The following is a 14,708-nucleotide window of genomic DNA, read 5'->3' on the forward strand; positions in this document are numbered from 1 at the left end:
AGTATTCGATGTGTTCATGGAGGTTGTATGAGTCTCAGTCCTTTCGCCGGCAAGCTGGCACCTGCGCAGTTACTGGTTGATATCCCGAGACTGGTCACGGCTTATTACACCGGCCAGCCTGATGCGTCGGTGCCAACGCAGCGTGTGGCGTTCGGCACGTCCGGGCATCGCGGCACCTCGTTCGAGCTGGGCTTCAACGAATGGCACGTGCTGGCCATCAGTCAGGCGATCTGCCTGTACCGCAAGGCCAATGGCATCGACGGTCCACTGTTTCTGGGAGCTGACACCCACGCGCTGTCAACGCCAGCTGCGGCCACTGCGCTTGAAGTGCTGGCTGCCAATGGCGTGCAGGTCATGATTTCGGAAGGTGACGAATACACCCCGACGCCAGCGGTGTCCCACGCGATCATCTGCTACAACCGTGGTCGCACGTCGGGCCTGGCTGACGGCATCGTCATCACGCCGTCGCACAATCCGCCGCAAAGCGGTGGCTTCAAGTACAACCCACCGAATGGCGGCCCGGCCGACAGCGATATCACCAAATGGATCGAGAACAAGGCCAACGAACTGCTGGCCGAAAAGATCGTCGGTGTCTCGCGCATCAGCCATGAAAAGGCCCTGCGTGCCGATACCACGCACCGCCACGATTACCTGAATACCTACGTCGCCGATCTGAAAAGCGTCATTGACCTGGACGCGATCCGCAATTCGGGTCTGCGTCTTGGTGTTGATCCGCTGGGCGGTGCCGGGGTGAATTACTGGTCGGCGATTGGCGAGCATTACGGCCTGAATCTGGACGTGGTGAACAAGTTCGTCGATTCCACGTTCCGCTTCATGACCGTGGACTGGGATGGCCAGATTCGTATGGACCCGTCCTCCAGCCACGCCATGCAAAGCCTGATCGGTCTTAAAGATCGCTATCAGGTTGCCTTTGCCTGCGATCCTGATCACGACCGTCACGGCATCGTGACGCCGTCGGGCGGGTTGATGACGCCTAACAGCTACCTGGCAGTGTCCATCGACTATCTGTTTCAGAACCGCCCTGAATGGCGCGCTGATGCAGCGGTCGGCAAGACCGTGGTCAGCAGTGGCATGATTGATCGTGTTGCCGCACGTCTCGGCCGTCGCCTGTACGAGGTGCCCGTCGGCTTCAAGTACTTCGCTCAAGGGCTGTTCGAGGGCTCGCTTGGCTTTGGCGGCGAAGAGAGCGCGGGGGCTTCGTTCCTGCGTCGTGACGGCACGGTCTGGACCACTGACAAGGACGGTCTGATCCCGGCGTTGCTGGCTGCAGAAATGACCGCGCGTACCGGTCGTGATCCAAGCGAAATCTACAAGACCATGACCGACGACCTGGGCGAGCCGTTTTCGACCCGTGTCGACGCCAAGGCCAACCCGCAGCAGAAGGCGCTGTTGAGCAAGCTGTCGCCGGAGCAGGTGACCTCCACAGAGCTGGCAGGCGAGCCGATCCAGCAGGTACTCAGCAAGGCACCAGGCAATGATCAGGCGTTTGGCGGGGTGAAAGTCATGACCGAGAACGGCTGGTTCGCGGCGCGTCCGTCAGGCACCGAGGATATCTACAAGATCTACGCCGAGAGTTTTGTCAGCGAAGATCACCTCAAGCGTCTGGTTGCAGAAGCCCAGGTGCTGGTCGATGGTGCTATTTCGCCGAAGTAAGGTGAACAGGGGCATGCCTGGGCTCACACAGGCCTGTCCTTGCTGATGCTTTTTGAAACCTCGGGTCGCAAAACGACCCGAGGTTTTTTGCTTCAAGGCGTAATGGTCAGTCGCGATAGAAGACTTGCACCAGGTGGTAACCGAATTTGCTCTTGATTGGGCCATGCACGACGCGTAACGGCTTTTTGAAGATCACTTGATCGATGGCGCCCACCATCTGTCCCGGCCGGACTTCGCCCAGATCGCCGCCACGTTTGCCGGACGGGCAGCTAGAATGCTTCCTGGCCAGCACATCGAACGCCTCGCCTTTGGCGATACGCTGCTTGAGCTGCTCGGCTTCTTCGGCGGTCTTCACCAGAATGTGGCGGGCCTGGGCTTTCATGTCGCAATATCACCTGTCGCAAAAGGCTGCCATTATGCCTGTACTGATCAGCACTTTCCTGCCTGGCGAGAAGCTGTTGCGCTTTACGCGTGCCGTCATGACGGCTCACTGTTTGTTCATTCATTTTGTACGGTATTGATTATGGATTTTCCGGCGCTGTTGAAGATTCTGGCCAATCAGGACGGATCGGACCTCTATCTTTCCACCGGAGCACCGCCGTGCGCCAAGTTCAATGGCGTGCTCAAGCCACTCGGCAGCGAGACGTTCAAACCCGGCGATGTGGCGTTGATTGCCCAAGGGCTGATGGACGAAGAGCAGAAGCTCGAATTTCTGCGTGAACTGGAGATGAACCTTGCGGTGTCGCTGGCGGGCATCGGTCGCTTCCGGATCAATATCTTCATGCAGCGCAACGAAGTGTCTATTGTTGCCCGTAACATCAAGCTGGACATCCCGCGCTTCGAGGAGCTTTTCCTGCCGCCTGTGTTACTCGATGTGGTCATGGAAAAGCACGGTCTGGTGCTGTTCGTCGGTGCAACCGGTTCGGGTAAGTCGACCTCGCTGGCAGCCCTGATCGATTACCGAAATCGCAACGCCAGCGGGCACATCATCACCATTGAAGACCCGGTGGAGTTTATCCATCGGCACAAGAAGTCCATCGTCAACCAGCGCGAAGTCGGCGTCGATACCCGCAGCTTCCGCGCCGCGTTGAAGAACACCTTGCGCCAGGCGCCGGATGTGATTCTGATCGGCGAAATTCGTGATCGCGAAACCATGGAGCATGCGCTGGCGTTTGCCGACACCGGACACTTGGTGATCTCGACCCTGCATGCCAACAACGCCAATCAGGCACTGGACAGGATCATCAACTTTTTCCCGGAAGAGCGGCGCGCGCAGTTGCTGCATGACCTGGGCAATAACCTCAAGGCGTTTGTTTCCCAGCGGCTGGTCAAAACGCCGGATGGCAAGCGTCGGGCGGCGGTGGAAGTGATGATGGGCACGCCGACCATTCGCGATCTGATTCAGCGCAACGAACTGACCGAACTCAAGGGCATCATGGAAAAATCCGCCAGCCTTGGTATGCAGACCTTTGACTCGGCCTTGTTCAATCTGGCAGTGGAAGGGGCGATCAGCGAAGAGGAAGCGTTGAAGAATGCCGACTCGCAGAACAACGTACGGCTGCGCCTCAAGCTTCACAGCGAAGGCGGAGCTGCGACCCTGACCACGCCGCCCCCGGCACCGACCGGCAGCAGCACCGCAAACACGGCGGAGTGGGGGCTGGTCGATGACGACGAGCGGGGCCCGCAGGCATAAGGTGGCGCGTAACACGCCAAGGCGGACGCGGAGCGTCGCACGATAATTGAGGTTATCGTTCCCTACGCTCCAGCGTGGGAGCGCCGTTCGTGACGCTCTGCGTCACAGATCTACGTCACGCTGCAGACTCAAGACCGGACGCATGAGGCCCAGCTCCTTATCACCCACTGAACAGCCGACAATGATCAACCCGAGTGCGCAGCTGCCAGCAATTCCTGGGTGTAGGGATGCTGCGGCGCATCGAACACGTCATGGCTGGCGCCGCGTTCTACCACTTTGCCGTCCTTGACCACAATGACGTCATGGGCCAGGGCTTTGACCACGGCCAGGTCATGGCTGATGAACAGGTAGGTCAGGCCATGTTTTTGCTGCAGATCGCGGAGCAGGGCGACGACCTGTTTCTGCACGGTACGGTCCAGCGCCGAGGTCGGTTCGTCGAGCAGAATCAGGGCCGGTTTCAGCACCAGCGCGCGAGCAATGGCGATGCGCTGGCGTTGACCACCGGAGAACTCATGGGGGTAGCGGTGACGACTCTGCGGGTCGATGCCGACCTCTTGCAGCGCACGAATTACCTCGGCGTCGCGTTGCGCGGGGGACAGTGGGCTGTGCACCTCCAGCCCTTCGCTGATGATCTGCGCCACGGACATGCGCGGGCTGAGGCTGCCGTAAGGGTCCTGAAAGACCACTTGCATCTCTTTACGCCACGGTCGCATCTGTTTCTGGCTCAAGCCGTCCAGTGCCTGCCCGCGAAAGCGGATGCTGCCTTGCGATTCCTGCAGGCGCAGGATCGCCTGGCCCAGTGTCGACTTGCCGGAACCCGATTCGCCGACGATACCCAGTGTCTTGCCGCGCTCGATGCTCAGGCTGATGTCGTCCACTGCTTTCAGGTATTCCTTATGGCGACGTAGAATGCCGCCGGTCAGCGAGAACCAGACTTTCAGGTTATCGACTTGCAGCACCGTTTCCCGGCTGTCGCGAGGCAGTGGCTCTCCCGCAGGCTCGGCATCCAGCAGCAAACGGCTGTAAGGGTGTTGCGGCGATTTGAACAGTGACTTGCAATCGGCCTGCTCGACAATCTCGCCAGCGCGCATAACACACACCCGCTGCGCCACGCTGTGCACCAGGTTCAAATCGTGGCTGATCAGCAGCAGCGACATGTTCAGGCGCTGTTGCAGTTCCTTGAGCAGCAAAAGGATTTTGCGTTGCACGGTGACGTCCAGCGCAGTGGTCGGTTCGTCGGCAATCAGCAACTCCGGCTCACAGGCCAGCGCCATGGCGATCATCACCCGCTGCCGCTGGCCGCCCGACAACTGGTGCGGATAGGCTTTCAAGCGCTTTTCAGGCTGTTGAATACCGACCAGTTGCAACAGCTCGACGATACGTTTTTGCGCTTCACGGCCGCTGATGCCGCGATGCAGCAACAACGTCTCGCCGATCTGCCGAGACACGCTGTGCAGTGGGTTCAGCGAAGTCATCGGCTCCTGGAAGATCATCGCAATCCGGTTGCCACGCAGCTCACGCAGGGTGCGATCATCGGCGCCCACCAACTGCTGCCCTCGATAAGTAATGCTGCCGGTGGTCTGCGTGCCGCTACGGGGCAGCAGTTGCAGGATCGAGTGCGCAGTAACGGATTTGCCTGAGCCGGATTCACCGACCAGCGCCAGACACTCCCCGCGCCGCACATCCAGGCTTAGGTCGCTGACCACTTTCTGGCCGTTGAACGCAACGCTCAGGTGGCGAATTTCGATCAGATTTTCCGACATGTCAGGACCTCGGGTCGAAGGCATCGCGCAGCGCCTCGCCAATGAACACCAGCAGCGTAAGAATCAGGGCGAGGGCAAAAAACGCGGTCAGGCCGAGCCAGGGCGCTTGCAGATTCTGTTTGCCCTGAGCGATCAGCTCGCCCAACGAAGCGCTACCTGCGGGCATACCGAAACCGAGAAAGTCCAGCGCGGTCAGGGTCGAGATAGCCCCGGTAAGGATGAAAGGCAAATAGCTCAATGTGGCCGTCATCGCATTGGGCAGGATGTGGCGCATGATCACTTTGCGATCCCCCAGGCCAAGCGCACGCGCGGCCTTGACGTACTCCAGGTTACGGCCGCGGAGGAACTCGGCACGCACCACATCCACCAGGGTCAGCCAGGAAAACAACGCCATGATACCCAGCAGCCACCAGAAGTCGGGTTCGACAAAGCCTGACAGGATGATCAGCAGATAGAGCACCGGCAAACCCGACCAGACTTCAAGCAACCGCTGCCCGAACAGGTCCACCCAGCCGCCGTAATAGCCTTGCAATGCGCCAGCGGTGATGCCGATCAGCGCACTTATGAAGGTCAGGGCCAGGGCAAACAGAATCGACACACGTGCGCCGAAAATGACCCGTGCCATTACGTCCCGCGCCTGATCGTCAGTCCCCAGCCAGTTGGTAGATGAGGGTGGGCTGGGGGCCGGAATGGTCAAATCGTAATTGGGCGTATCGGCGCTGAACGCAATCGGCGGAAACAGCATCCAGCCATCGCCCTTGGCAATCAGCTTGCGCACGTAATCGCTGCGGTAATCGGGCTGGAAAGGCAATTCCCCGCCAAATTGCTGCTCGGTGTAGCGTTTGAAAACCGGAAAATAAAGCGAGTGCTGATAACTGACGACCAACGGCTTGTCGTTGGCGATCAGTTCGCCGCCCAGGGTCAGGGCAAACAGGCCGCAGAACAGCCACAGCGACCACCAGCCGCGACGATTGCTGCGAAAGCGCTCCAGGCGGCGACGCGCCAGCGGTGAAAGGCTGCGCATCAGGCACTCCTCGCGCTGAAGTCGATTCTGGGGTCAACCAGCATGTAGCAAATGTCACCGACCAGTTTGATCAGCAGGCCGAACACCGTGAAGATGAACAGCGAACCGAACACCACAGGGTAGTCCCGTGAAACAGCCGCTTCATAGCTCATGCGCCCCAGACCATCCAGCGAGAAAATCACTTCGATCAGCAACGAGCCGGCAAAGAACACGCTGATAAACGCCTGAGGTATGCCACACACCACCAGCAGCATGGCGTTACGGAACACATGCCCATACAGCACACGCCGCTCGCTCATGCCTTTGGCGCGGGCTGTAGTCACGTACTGGCGGGTGATCTCGTTGAGGAAAGAGTGTTTGGTGAGCAGGGTCAGCGTGGCAAAGCCGCCGATTACCAGTGCAGAAACGGGCAGCACCAGATGCCAGAAATAATCGGCGATCTTGCCGAGGGTCGATAACTCATCGAAGTTGTCCGAGACCAGCCCGCGCACCGGAAACCAGTTGAGGGAGGTGCCGCCGCAGAACACCACCACCAGCAACATGGCGAACAGAAAAGCCGGCATTGCGTAGCCGATGATAATCGCGGTGCTGCTCCAGATATCGAACTGGCTGCCGTGTTTGACCGCCTTGCGAATCCCCAGCGGGATCGACACCAGGTACGTCAACAGCGTCGCCCAGAGCCCCAATGAAATCGATACCGGCATCTTTTGCAGGATCAGGTCCGTGACGCTGGCGCCGCGAAAGAAGCTGTTGCCGAAGTCCAGGCTCGCGTAGTTCTTCAACATCAGCCACATGCGCTCATGCAGCGGCTTGTCGAAGCCATACTGCCGTTCGATATCCTTGATCAGCTTGGGGTCCAGGCCGCGTGAGGCTCGGGAATGGCCGGCACCGACCGACTCGCTGGCGCCCGCGCCCGCTGTGACCCCGCCGATACCTTGCAGACGGGCAATGGCCTGTTCGACCGGACCGCCGGGCGCCGCTTGCACGATGAAGAAGTTGACCAGCAGGATGCACAGCAGGGTAGGGATGATCAGCAGCAGGCGCCGCAGAATGTAACCGAGCATTCAGTTGATCTCCGAAGGGAGGGCTGACGCACCGCGTTTCTCGGCAAATTGGGCATTGGTCAGCGGCGTCGGGCTGATCTCCCACCAGGTTTCGATGGCTTCGCTGTTGCTGGCCTGAATCTTCGGAATACCGAAACGGTTCCACCACACGGTGGATGAGCCTGGCGGGTAATAGTTGGGAATCCAATAGTCATTCCATTGCAGCACCCGGTCCAGACAGCGTGCGTAGTCGGTCATCGTCTCCTTGCTGTCGGCCTTGATGAGCCCGGCAATCAAGGTGTCCACTGCGGGGTCCTGAAGGGCCATGTAATTGCTTGAACCTGGGTCCATGGCCACCTTCGAGCCAAAGTTGTTGTACAGCTCGGCTCCAGGCGAGGTGGAGACTGCGTAACCGCTGACAATCATGTCGTAATCACGAGCCATGACCCGGTTCAGATACTGCGCTGCGTCGATCCGGCGAATGTCGAAATGGATACCGATCTGCGCCAGGGTGCGCTTATAGGGCAGCAGCATGCGCTCGAAACCGGTCTGGCTGTTGAGGAAGGTAAAACTGAACGGCTCGCCCTGAGCATTGACCAGATCATCGCCTTTCGGGGTCCAGCCTGCTTCTTTCATCAGGGCAAGAGCCTGCAGCTGTTTGTCACGAATAACGCCCGAGCCATCCGTTTGCGGCGCTCTGAACACGCTATGGAACACCTCTTCGGGAACCTTGCCTCGCAGAGGCTCGAGAATTTTCAGCTCGGCAGCCGTGGGCAATTGAGTGGCGGCCAGTTCAGAGTTGGAGAAATAGCTGCTTTGGCGGATGTACATGTTGCGCATCATCTGCCGGTTGGTCCATTCGAAGTCCCAGAGCATGGCCAGCGCCTTGCGCACGCGGCGGTCCTGAAACATGGGCTTGCTCAGATTGAATACGAAACCTTGTGAGCTTTGTATTGCGCCTGTGGCCAGTTGACCTTTTTGCAGACGCCCGTCACTGAGGGGCGGGCCGTCATAACGGATGGAGTAGCCGGTTGCTGAAAACTCGCGGTTGTAATCGTAGGCACCGCCTTTGAGGACCGTGCGCGCTACGTCGATATCACCAAAATACTCGACGGTGAACGTGTCGAAATTGTAGAAGCCCTTGTTGACCGGCAGATCCTTGCCCCACCAGTCGGCGTCGCGCTTGAAGGTAATGCTCCGGCCTGGGTCGACATGGCTGATGCGGTAAGGACCGCTGCCCGGCGGGATCTCGAATCCGGCGCCACTGGCGAAGTCGCGGGTTTTCCACCAGTGCTCCGGAAACACCGGCAGTGAGGCGAGGTCGAGGGGCAGGGTACGGCTGTCGTTGTTCTTGAAGTCAAAGCGGATCCGGGTTGCCGATTCGACCTGCAGGCCTTTGACCGCCTCGAATTGCGTGCGGTACTGCATGCTGCCTTGGGTCATCAGCAGTTCGTAGGTGTATTTCACGTCTTCGGCAGTGATGGGTGTGCCGTCAGCGAAGCGCGCCTTCGGGTTCAGGTAGAACCGCAGGGACAACCCATCCGCGCCGCGTTCCATTTTCTCCGCGACAAGTCCGTAAACCGTGTAGGGCTCATCCAGTGAACGTGTGGCCAGGGGTGAATAGAGCATGCCCGTGATTTGAGACACGCCCATGCCCTTGTCGGTAAACGGCATAAGGTGATCGAACTGGCCGATCTCGATGGCCGAGCGACGCATGCTGCCGCCTTTGGGGGCATCGGGGTTTACGTAATCGAAGTGTTTGAAGTCGGCCGGGTAACGTGGCGCTTCTCCGTAGACAGTCAGGGCGTGGTGTGGCTCTGCGGACACATCCTGGAAGGTGCCGACCAACGTCAGCGTTAAAGCGATCAACGATAAACAGGCAAAACGCATGACTCGAATCCTGACTGACATTCGTGGGCTGATGTCAGGGTTAAGGGCAAACTACTGGTACATGGCTCTATCTTCTACAGGCAAATCAGCGCTTCGCCAAGCCGCCGCTGTTCATTGCGCTGAACCTCGTGACCAACGAAAAAACAGGGCGCAAACGACAACGGCCCATCCGAAGATGGGCCGTCTGGTGCTCAGCGTGACAGGATTAATCCTGGCGGCTGGTCACTTCCAGCAGGTGATAGCCGAACTGGGTCTTTACCGGACCCTGGACGACGTTCACTGGCGCGCTGAATACGACAGTGTCGAATTCCTTGACCATCTGGCCTGGACCGAACGAACCCAGATCACCGCCCTGACGGCTGGATGGGCAGCTGGAATTGGCCTTGGCGATTTCTGCGAAATCAGCGCCGCCTTCAATTTGGGTCTTCAGTTCGTTGCACTTGTCTTCGCTGGAAACGAGGATGTGGCGGGCAGTGGCTTTAGCCATGGGAAACAATCTCCTGTTAAAAAAAAGAATCAGCCTACCGGATTCAGTGCGGCATTTCCCGACAAAGTTCCATCACCGGCATCATCTGTAGCGCAGCCGGTCAACCGCTCCGCGCAGCAATTCCTCGGTGCCTGCCCAGCCAAGGCAACCGTCGGTGACTGAAACGCCATACTTCAGCGTTCCTCCAAGCGGCTGGCAACCGTCGAACAAATGACTCTCGATCATCATGCCGATCAATGAGGTGTCACCCAGCAGCCTCTGTCCCAGCACATCATTGAACACCTGTGGCTGGCGCAATGGGTCTTTGCCGCTGTTGGCGTGGCTGCAATCCACCATGATTCGTGAGGCGATGTGGTTCTTCGCCAGACTGGCCTGCACCTGGGCAATCTGGTGCCGGGCATAATTGGGGCCGCCATGCCCACCGCGCAGCACGATGTGCGTGTTCGGGTTGCCCTGAGTGTCGATAATTGCCGGATGACCCTGTCGGTCCATACCGAAATGGCGATGCGGGTGAGCTGCTGAGCGCATGGCATCGCAGGCCACCGCTACGCCACCGTCGGTACCGTTCTTGAAGCCGACCGCCATGGGCAGGCCGCTGGCCATTTCCCGATGGATCTGCGACTCGGTGGTGCGCGCGCCAATAGCCACCCAGCTCAGCAGGTCGTCGAAATAGCCGGCAGCCATCGGTTGCAGTATTTCGGTGGCGATCGGTAAGCCCAGCTTGAGCATCTCGAGCATGAGTTGCCGCGATAACGCCAGCCCGGCGGCCATGTCGTCACTGCCGTCGAGATGCGGATCGTAGGCGAGGCCTTTCCAGCCTACCGTGGTGCGGGGTTTCTCGACGTAGGCGCGCATCACCAGCAGCATCTGGTCGCTGACTTCAGCAGCCAGCGCGGCGAGGTGCTCTGCGTATTCGAGCGCCGCCTGCGGGTCGTGGATCGAGCAGGGGCCGACGATGATCAACAGACGGGAGTCTTCACCTTCGAGAATGGCTCTTAACGCACGGCGATGGGTGGCGACCTGTCCGGTCAGCGCTGCATTCAGTGGCAAGCGGTTCTTGAGCTCAAGTGTGCTTGGCAGGCGTTTTGAGGCAGGGCTGGCGTTCAGCAGAGAAACGGCATTGCTGGACAGATCGGACGGTTTTACGGCAACGGACGAATTCATGTTCTGGCTTCCTGGGGCAGCGGGGCGCTCCCGCTCGAACCCTACTGGGGTGTTCGACAATGGGCTGTATCGGCCTGACGTTTACAGTTGCCACCTGGCAGTGACCGGTCGGAGGCGGCAGGCTGTTCCGAACGGGGCTGGCTAAATCGCCAGGCGGAGTCGAATTCGTTGCGGTAATAAGTGGCGTAGTTCATGTCGTTATCCTCGAATTGATGCAGTGATATTTTTCAGGGCTCTAAAAAACAAAACCCCCGATCGGGAAGCCGACCGGGGGTAGAGAATTCTCTGGTTGGCGTCCCCTTGGAGTGGGCGCCAGACAGGTATCAGGCGCGCCAGTGGCTAAACCAATACCCATAATAAGTGTTGAACTGAAGACCGCTGTCCGACGAGGCCGCACGCCCAGCCACAGCAAATGCACAGCGATCGACGCTGGAGCAGGCTTGAGGCAGTGGAAGGGCGGTTCGTGACATGGTGAATCTCCGTTGAATGAGCCGGAGCTTACTTCAAGAAAGGCAGGGCATTCAATTGGAAAATTCAATCGGGCTGATTATCAACGAACGCCGGATATGCGCTGCGAGCGGCAGGGAAGATACTCGGTTGAACTAGCGGTTTAACGAAGCACCCTGCGGTTTATTCCTTGTTTTCATTCAGCGTGGGGGTCTTCAGTAGTCGGAATCGTGCCTATCTTCATGCCCAGCAATACGGCCACCTTGTGCGCCTCGCCACGCCGTCCTTTCTTGCGACCTGCAAGCACCTGATAAGTCGTCGCCGGGTCAATGCTGTTTTCACGGGCAAATTGCTGAACAGATTTACCTTGTTGTTCTAGCCAGGCCTTGGCTTGTGCAGCGCTACGTATTCCGGGCATAGTTCAAAACCGTTCAAAATCGTTTAAATTTAGATCGATTCTACCATTCGTAAGGATGGGGTCAACAGGGTTATGCATTCAAATGAGTGGAATTGGATACCGACTAAGAAAAGAAAGAGAACGTCTGCGATTGTCCCAGCGTGTTTTCGGGGAGATCGGCGGTGTTGAAGCAAACGCTCAGGGCAAGTATGAAAGCGGTGAACGGACTCCAAAGGCCGATTACCTGGCCGCAGTGGCGGCCAGAGGTGTGGATGTGCTTTACGTGCTGACTGGAACGCCCACTCCGACCCCGGTCAATGATCTAAGCGATGCCGAAGAAAAAGTTCTGGGCAGCTATCGCATCCTGGACAAGAAGGATCAGGACGCAATAAGGCGTTTGACGATCACCATCGCCGAGCTTTCCTCACCCGGAAGTCCGGTGTGAGCACGCGGTTTACGTTACCTGTAACACGGCGCCTTTCAGGCAAGCAGAACTCTATGCAGGCTCATTCAAACACAACAATGACTAATTATTGCGAGTCATACTTCTCAATGCTAGGTCTGACTCGCCGTTTTTGTTATGGTGATTGGCATTCGTTATGACCGTTGCGCGAGGTGTCTGCTTGATTAGGGTGCTAGTTGTCGATGACCATGATCTTGTCCGGACAGGCATCACTCGCATGCTGGCCGACATAGACGGTCTGCAGGTTGTCGGGCAGGCGGACTCCGGTGAGGAGTCGCTGAAGAAGGCGCGGGAGCTGAAGCCCGATGTGGTGCTGATGGACGTCAAGATGCCAGGCATCGGCGGCCTCGAAGCCACGCGTAAAATGCTGCGCAGCCATCCTGACATCAAGGTGGTTGCCGTCACCGTCTGTGAAGAAGACCCGTTTCCGACCCGCTTGCTGCAGGCCGGGGCTGCTGGCTACATGACCAAAGGTGCAGGGCTGGCGGAAATGGTGCAGGCCATTCGTCTGGTGTTTGCCGGTCAGCGGTACATCAGCCCGCAGATCGCCCAGCAACTGGCGTTGAAATCGTTTCAGCCGCAGGTCAACAATTCGCCATTCGATCTGCTCTCCGAGCGCGAGATCCAGATTGCCCTGATGATCGTCGGCTGCCAGAAGGTGCAGACCATCTCGGACAAGCTGTGCCTGTCGCCGAAAACCGTGAATACCTACCGATATCGTATCTTTGAAAAGCTTTCGATCAGCAGTGATGTTGAACTGGCTTTACTCGCTGTACGCCACGGCATGGTAGATGCCAGCGCCTGAACATGACCCAGACATTCGACCCAAGTGCATTTCTTGCGACCTGTAGCGGTCGCCCCGGCGTCTATCGCATGTTTGACGCCGAAGCCACCCTGCTTTACGTCGGCAAGGCCAAGAACCTCAAGAAGCGTCTCGCCAGTTACTTTCGCAAGACTGGCCACGCGCCGAAGACCGGCGCGCTGGTGGCGCGCATCGCCCAGATTGAAACGACTATTACGGGTAATGAAACCGAAGCGTTGTTGCTGGAGCAGACCCTCATCAAGGAGTGGCGACCTCCTTACAACATTCTGCTGCGCGATGATAAGTCCTATCCTTATGTGTTTCTGTCCGATAGTGCGTTTCCGCGGCTGAGTATTCATCGTGGCGCCAAGAAGGCCAAGGGCCGATATTTCGGGCCTTACCCGAGTGCGGGCGCGATTCGCGAAAGCCTCAGCCTGCTGCAGAAGACCTTTCAGGTTCGGCAGTGCGAAGACAGCTATTTCAAGAACCGTACCCGACCGTGCCTGCAATACCAGATCAAACGCTGCAAAGGCCCTTGTGTCGGGCTGGTCGAGCCAGAGGTCTACGCCGAAGACGTGCGCCACTCGGTCATGTTTCTCGAAGGGCGCAGCAATGCGTTGAGCGACGAACTGAACACTGCGATGGAAAAAGCCGCGATGGCGCTCGATTTCGAACGTGCGGCCGAGTTGCGTGATCAGGTGGCGTTGTTGCGCCGTGTTCAGGATCAGCAAAGCATGGATGGCGGTACCGGTGATGTGGATGTGGTCGCTGCATTCGTCAATCCTGGCGGTGCCTGCGTGCATCTGATCAGTGTCCGCGGTGGCCGGGTGCTGGGCAGCAAGAACTTCTTCCCGCAGGTGGGCATAGAAGAGGAGGTCGGCGAAGTGATGTCGGCCTTCCTGGCTCAGTATTTTCTCGGCGGCATTGATCGGGAGCTGCCTGGCGAAGTGATTGTCAACGTCGTCAATGAAGACTTCCCGGCACTGATTGACGCCATCGAAGAGCTGCGCGGCGTTGAAATGGTCATCAGCCACCGCGTGCGCGGAACCCGGGCTCGCTGGCAGCAAATGGCAGTCACCAATGCCGAGCAGGCGCTGGCAGCGCGTCTGGCCAATCGTCAGCACGTCGCCTCGCGGTTTGAGGCGCTGGCTGTGGTGCTGGGTCTCGACGACCCGCCGATGCGCCTTGAATGCTATGACATCAGCCATTCCAGTGGTGAGGCGACGGTAGCGTCATGCGTCGTGTTCGGCCCTGAAGGCCCTATCAAGTCGGATTACCGGCGTTTCAATATTGAAGGCGTGACGGCGGGCGATGACTATGCGGCCATGCATCAGGCGCTGACCCGGCGCTACAGCCGCATCAAGGCCGGGGAGGGCAAGTTGCCCGACGTGCTGCTGGTGGACGGTGGCAAGGGGCAGATGTCCATGGCGCGCGACGTGCTCAACGAGCTGCAGGTCCCGGACCTGATTCTGCTGGGCGTGGCCAAGGGCACAACGCGCAAGGCCGGTTTTGAAACACTTTACCTGAATGACGCCGCTCATGAATTCACCTTGCCCGGTGATTCGCCTGCGCTGCACCTGATCCAGCAGATTCGTGACGAGGCTCACCGCTTCGCCATCACCGGTCACCGGGCGCGCCGTGGCAAGACCCGGCGCACGTCGACCCTTGAAGGGGTTGCCGGAGTAGGACCGACCCGGCGTCGTGATCTGCTTAAACACTTTGGCGGATTGCAGGAATTGTCCCGTGCGAGTATTGATGAAATCGCAAAAGCACCCGGAATCAGCAAAAAGCTGGCAGAGTCGATTTATGCAAACCTGCACAGCGAGTAGAATGCCCGCTCACCTCGTAGCTAGTTGTGCCG

Annotated in this window: 13 protein-coding genes; 5 read left to right on the top strand and 8 right to left on the bottom strand. The window is 58.6% G+C overall.

Annotated elements, in window-relative coordinates; all coding sequences use genetic code 11:
• Positions 1-27: 27 nt before the first annotated feature.
• The gene (pgm, locus tag N018_RS11745) at positions 28-1,674 is read left to right on the top strand and encodes a phosphoglucomutase (alpha-D-glucose-1,6-bisphosphate-dependent) (RefSeq protein WP_024646290.1); all 1,647 of its coding nucleotides are present in this window, start codon (positions 28-30) and stop codon (positions 1,672-1,674) included.
• A 106-nt stretch (positions 1,675-1,780) separates the two neighbouring features.
• On the opposite strand, the gene N018_RS11750 is transcribed toward pgm, so the two are convergent.
• Positions 1,781-2,056 (bottom strand): peptidylprolyl isomerase, encoded by a 276-nt coding sequence (locus N018_RS11750; RefSeq protein WP_024646289.1) that lies wholly within the window; start codon positions 2,054-2,056, stop codon positions 1,781-1,783.
• A 141-nt stretch (positions 2,057-2,197) separates the two neighbouring features.
• Here N018_RS11750 and N018_RS11755 point away from each other — a divergent pair, with 141 nt between their 5' ends.
• On the top strand, positions 2,198-3,367 hold the full coding sequence (locus tag N018_RS11755; protein WP_025389668.1) for a PilT/PilU family type 4a pilus ATPase: 1,170 nt from the start codon (positions 2,198-2,200) through the stop codon (positions 3,365-3,367).
• Positions 3,368-3,552: 185 nt separating this feature from the next.
• Here the strand turns inward: N018_RS11755 and N018_RS11760 are convergent, their stop codons facing one another.
• The 7 genes from N018_RS11760 to N018_RS11790 form a co-directional block, all read right to left on the bottom strand.
• Positions 3,553-5,130 carry an ABC transporter ATP-binding protein gene (locus N018_RS11760; RefSeq protein WP_025389669.1) on the bottom strand — a complete coding sequence of 526 codons (1,578 nt, stop codon included), beginning with the start codon at positions 5,128-5,130 and terminating at the stop codon, positions 3,553-3,555.
• Position 5,131: 1 nt separating this feature from the next.
• Positions 5,132-6,154 (bottom strand): ABC transporter permease, encoded by a 1,023-nt coding sequence (locus N018_RS11765; protein ID WP_025389670.1) that lies wholly within the window; start codon positions 6,152-6,154, stop codon positions 5,132-5,134.
• A complete protein-coding gene (locus tag N018_RS11770; protein ID WP_024645869.1) occupies positions 6,154-7,218 on the bottom strand; it encodes a microcin C ABC transporter permease YejB in 1,065 nt (354 codons plus the stop codon). The genes N018_RS11765 and N018_RS11770 overlap by 1 nt, the downstream gene beginning before the upstream one ends.
• Positions 7,219-9,087: an extracellular solute-binding protein gene (locus N018_RS11775; protein ID WP_025389671.1), complete on the bottom strand. Its 1,869-nt coding sequence runs from the start codon at positions 9,085-9,087 to the stop codon at positions 7,219-7,221.
• A 205-nt stretch (positions 9,088-9,292) separates the two neighbouring features.
• Entirely contained in the window at positions 9,293-9,574 is a 282-nt protein-coding gene (locus tag N018_RS11780; RefSeq protein ID WP_007249421.1) for a peptidylprolyl isomerase, read from the bottom strand.
• A gap of 81 nt (positions 9,575-9,655) precedes the next feature.
• Positions 9,656-10,738 (bottom strand): 3-deoxy-7-phosphoheptulonate synthase, encoded by a 1,083-nt coding sequence (locus N018_RS11785; RefSeq protein ID WP_025389672.1) that lies wholly within the window; start codon positions 10,736-10,738, stop codon positions 9,656-9,658.
• Between the two features lie 643 nt (positions 10,739-11,381).
• On the bottom strand, positions 11,382-11,603 hold the full coding sequence (locus N018_RS11790) for a DNA-binding protein (protein ID WP_038401204.1): 222 nt from the start codon (positions 11,601-11,603) through the stop codon (positions 11,382-11,384).
• 82 nt (positions 11,604-11,685) lie between these two features.
• Between N018_RS11790 and N018_RS11795 the strand changes: the two genes are divergently transcribed.
• From N018_RS11795 to uvrC, 3 genes are all read left to right on the top strand, one after another.
• On the top strand, positions 11,686-12,027 hold the full coding sequence (locus N018_RS11795) for a helix-turn-helix domain-containing protein (protein WP_025389673.1): 342 nt from the start codon (positions 11,686-11,688) through the stop codon (positions 12,025-12,027).
• Positions 12,028-12,205: 178 nt separating this feature from the next.
• Positions 12,206-12,850, top strand: a complete 645-nt coding sequence (gene gacA, locus N018_RS11800; RefSeq protein ID WP_007249425.1) for a response regulator transcription factor GacA — start codon at positions 12,206-12,208, stop codon at positions 12,848-12,850.
• 2 nt (positions 12,851-12,852) lie between these two features.
• A complete protein-coding gene (gene uvrC, locus N018_RS11805; RefSeq protein WP_025389674.1) occupies positions 12,853-14,676 on the top strand; it encodes an excinuclease ABC subunit UvrC in 1,824 nt (607 codons plus the stop codon).
• Positions 14,677-14,708: the final 32 nt, after the last annotated feature.

Source organism: Pseudomonas syringae CC1557, from assembly GCF_000452705.1.
Classification (GTDB): domain Bacteria; phylum Pseudomonadota; class Gammaproteobacteria; order Pseudomonadales; family Pseudomonadaceae; genus Aquipseudomonas; species Aquipseudomonas syringae_F.

What these genes read in the sequence shown, in the direction of transcription:
- N018_RS11780 (WP_007249421.1), bottom strand. Translation starts at nt 9,574, where the DNA reads ATGGCTAAAGCCACTGCCCGCCACATCCTCGTTTCCAGCGAAGACAAG.
- N018_RS11750 (WP_024646289.1), bottom strand. Translation starts at nt 2,056, where the DNA reads ATGAAAGCCCAGGCCCGCCACATTCTGGTGAAGACCGCCGAAGAAGCC.
- pgm (WP_024646290.1), top strand. Translation starts at nt 28, where the DNA reads ATGAGTCTCAGTCCTTTCGCCGGCAAGCTGGCACCTGCGCAGTTACTG.
- N018_RS11790 (WP_038401204.1), bottom strand. Translation starts at nt 11,603, where the DNA reads ATGCCCGGAATACGTAGCGCTGCACAAGCCAAGGCCTGGCTAGAACAA.
- N018_RS11765 (WP_025389670.1), bottom strand. Translation starts at nt 6,154, where the DNA reads ATGCGCAGCCTTTCACCGCTGGCGCGTCGCCGCCTGGAGCGCTTTCGC.
- uvrC (WP_025389674.1), top strand. Translation starts at nt 12,853, where the DNA reads ATGACCCAGACATTCGACCCAAGTGCATTTCTTGCGACCTGTAGCGGT.
- N018_RS11775 (WP_025389671.1), bottom strand. Translation starts at nt 9,087, where the DNA reads ATGCGTTTTGCCTGTTTATCGTTGATCGCTTTAACGCTGACGTTGGTC.
- N018_RS11785 (WP_025389672.1), bottom strand. Translation starts at nt 10,738, where the DNA reads ATGAATTCGTCCGTTGCCGTAAAACCGTCCGATCTGTCCAGCAATGCC.
- N018_RS11795 (WP_025389673.1), top strand. Translation starts at nt 11,686, where the DNA reads ATGAGTGGAATTGGATACCGACTAAGAAAAGAAAGAGAACGTCTGCGA.
- N018_RS11770 (WP_024645869.1), bottom strand. Translation starts at nt 7,218, where the DNA reads ATGCTCGGTTACATTCTGCGGCGCCTGCTGCTGATCATCCCTACCCTG.
- N018_RS11755 (WP_025389668.1), top strand. Translation starts at nt 2,198, where the DNA reads ATGGATTTTCCGGCGCTGTTGAAGATTCTGGCCAATCAGGACGGATCG.
- N018_RS11760 (WP_025389669.1), bottom strand. Translation starts at nt 5,130, where the DNA reads ATGTCGGAAAATCTGATCGAAATTCGCCACCTGAGCGTTGCGTTCAAC.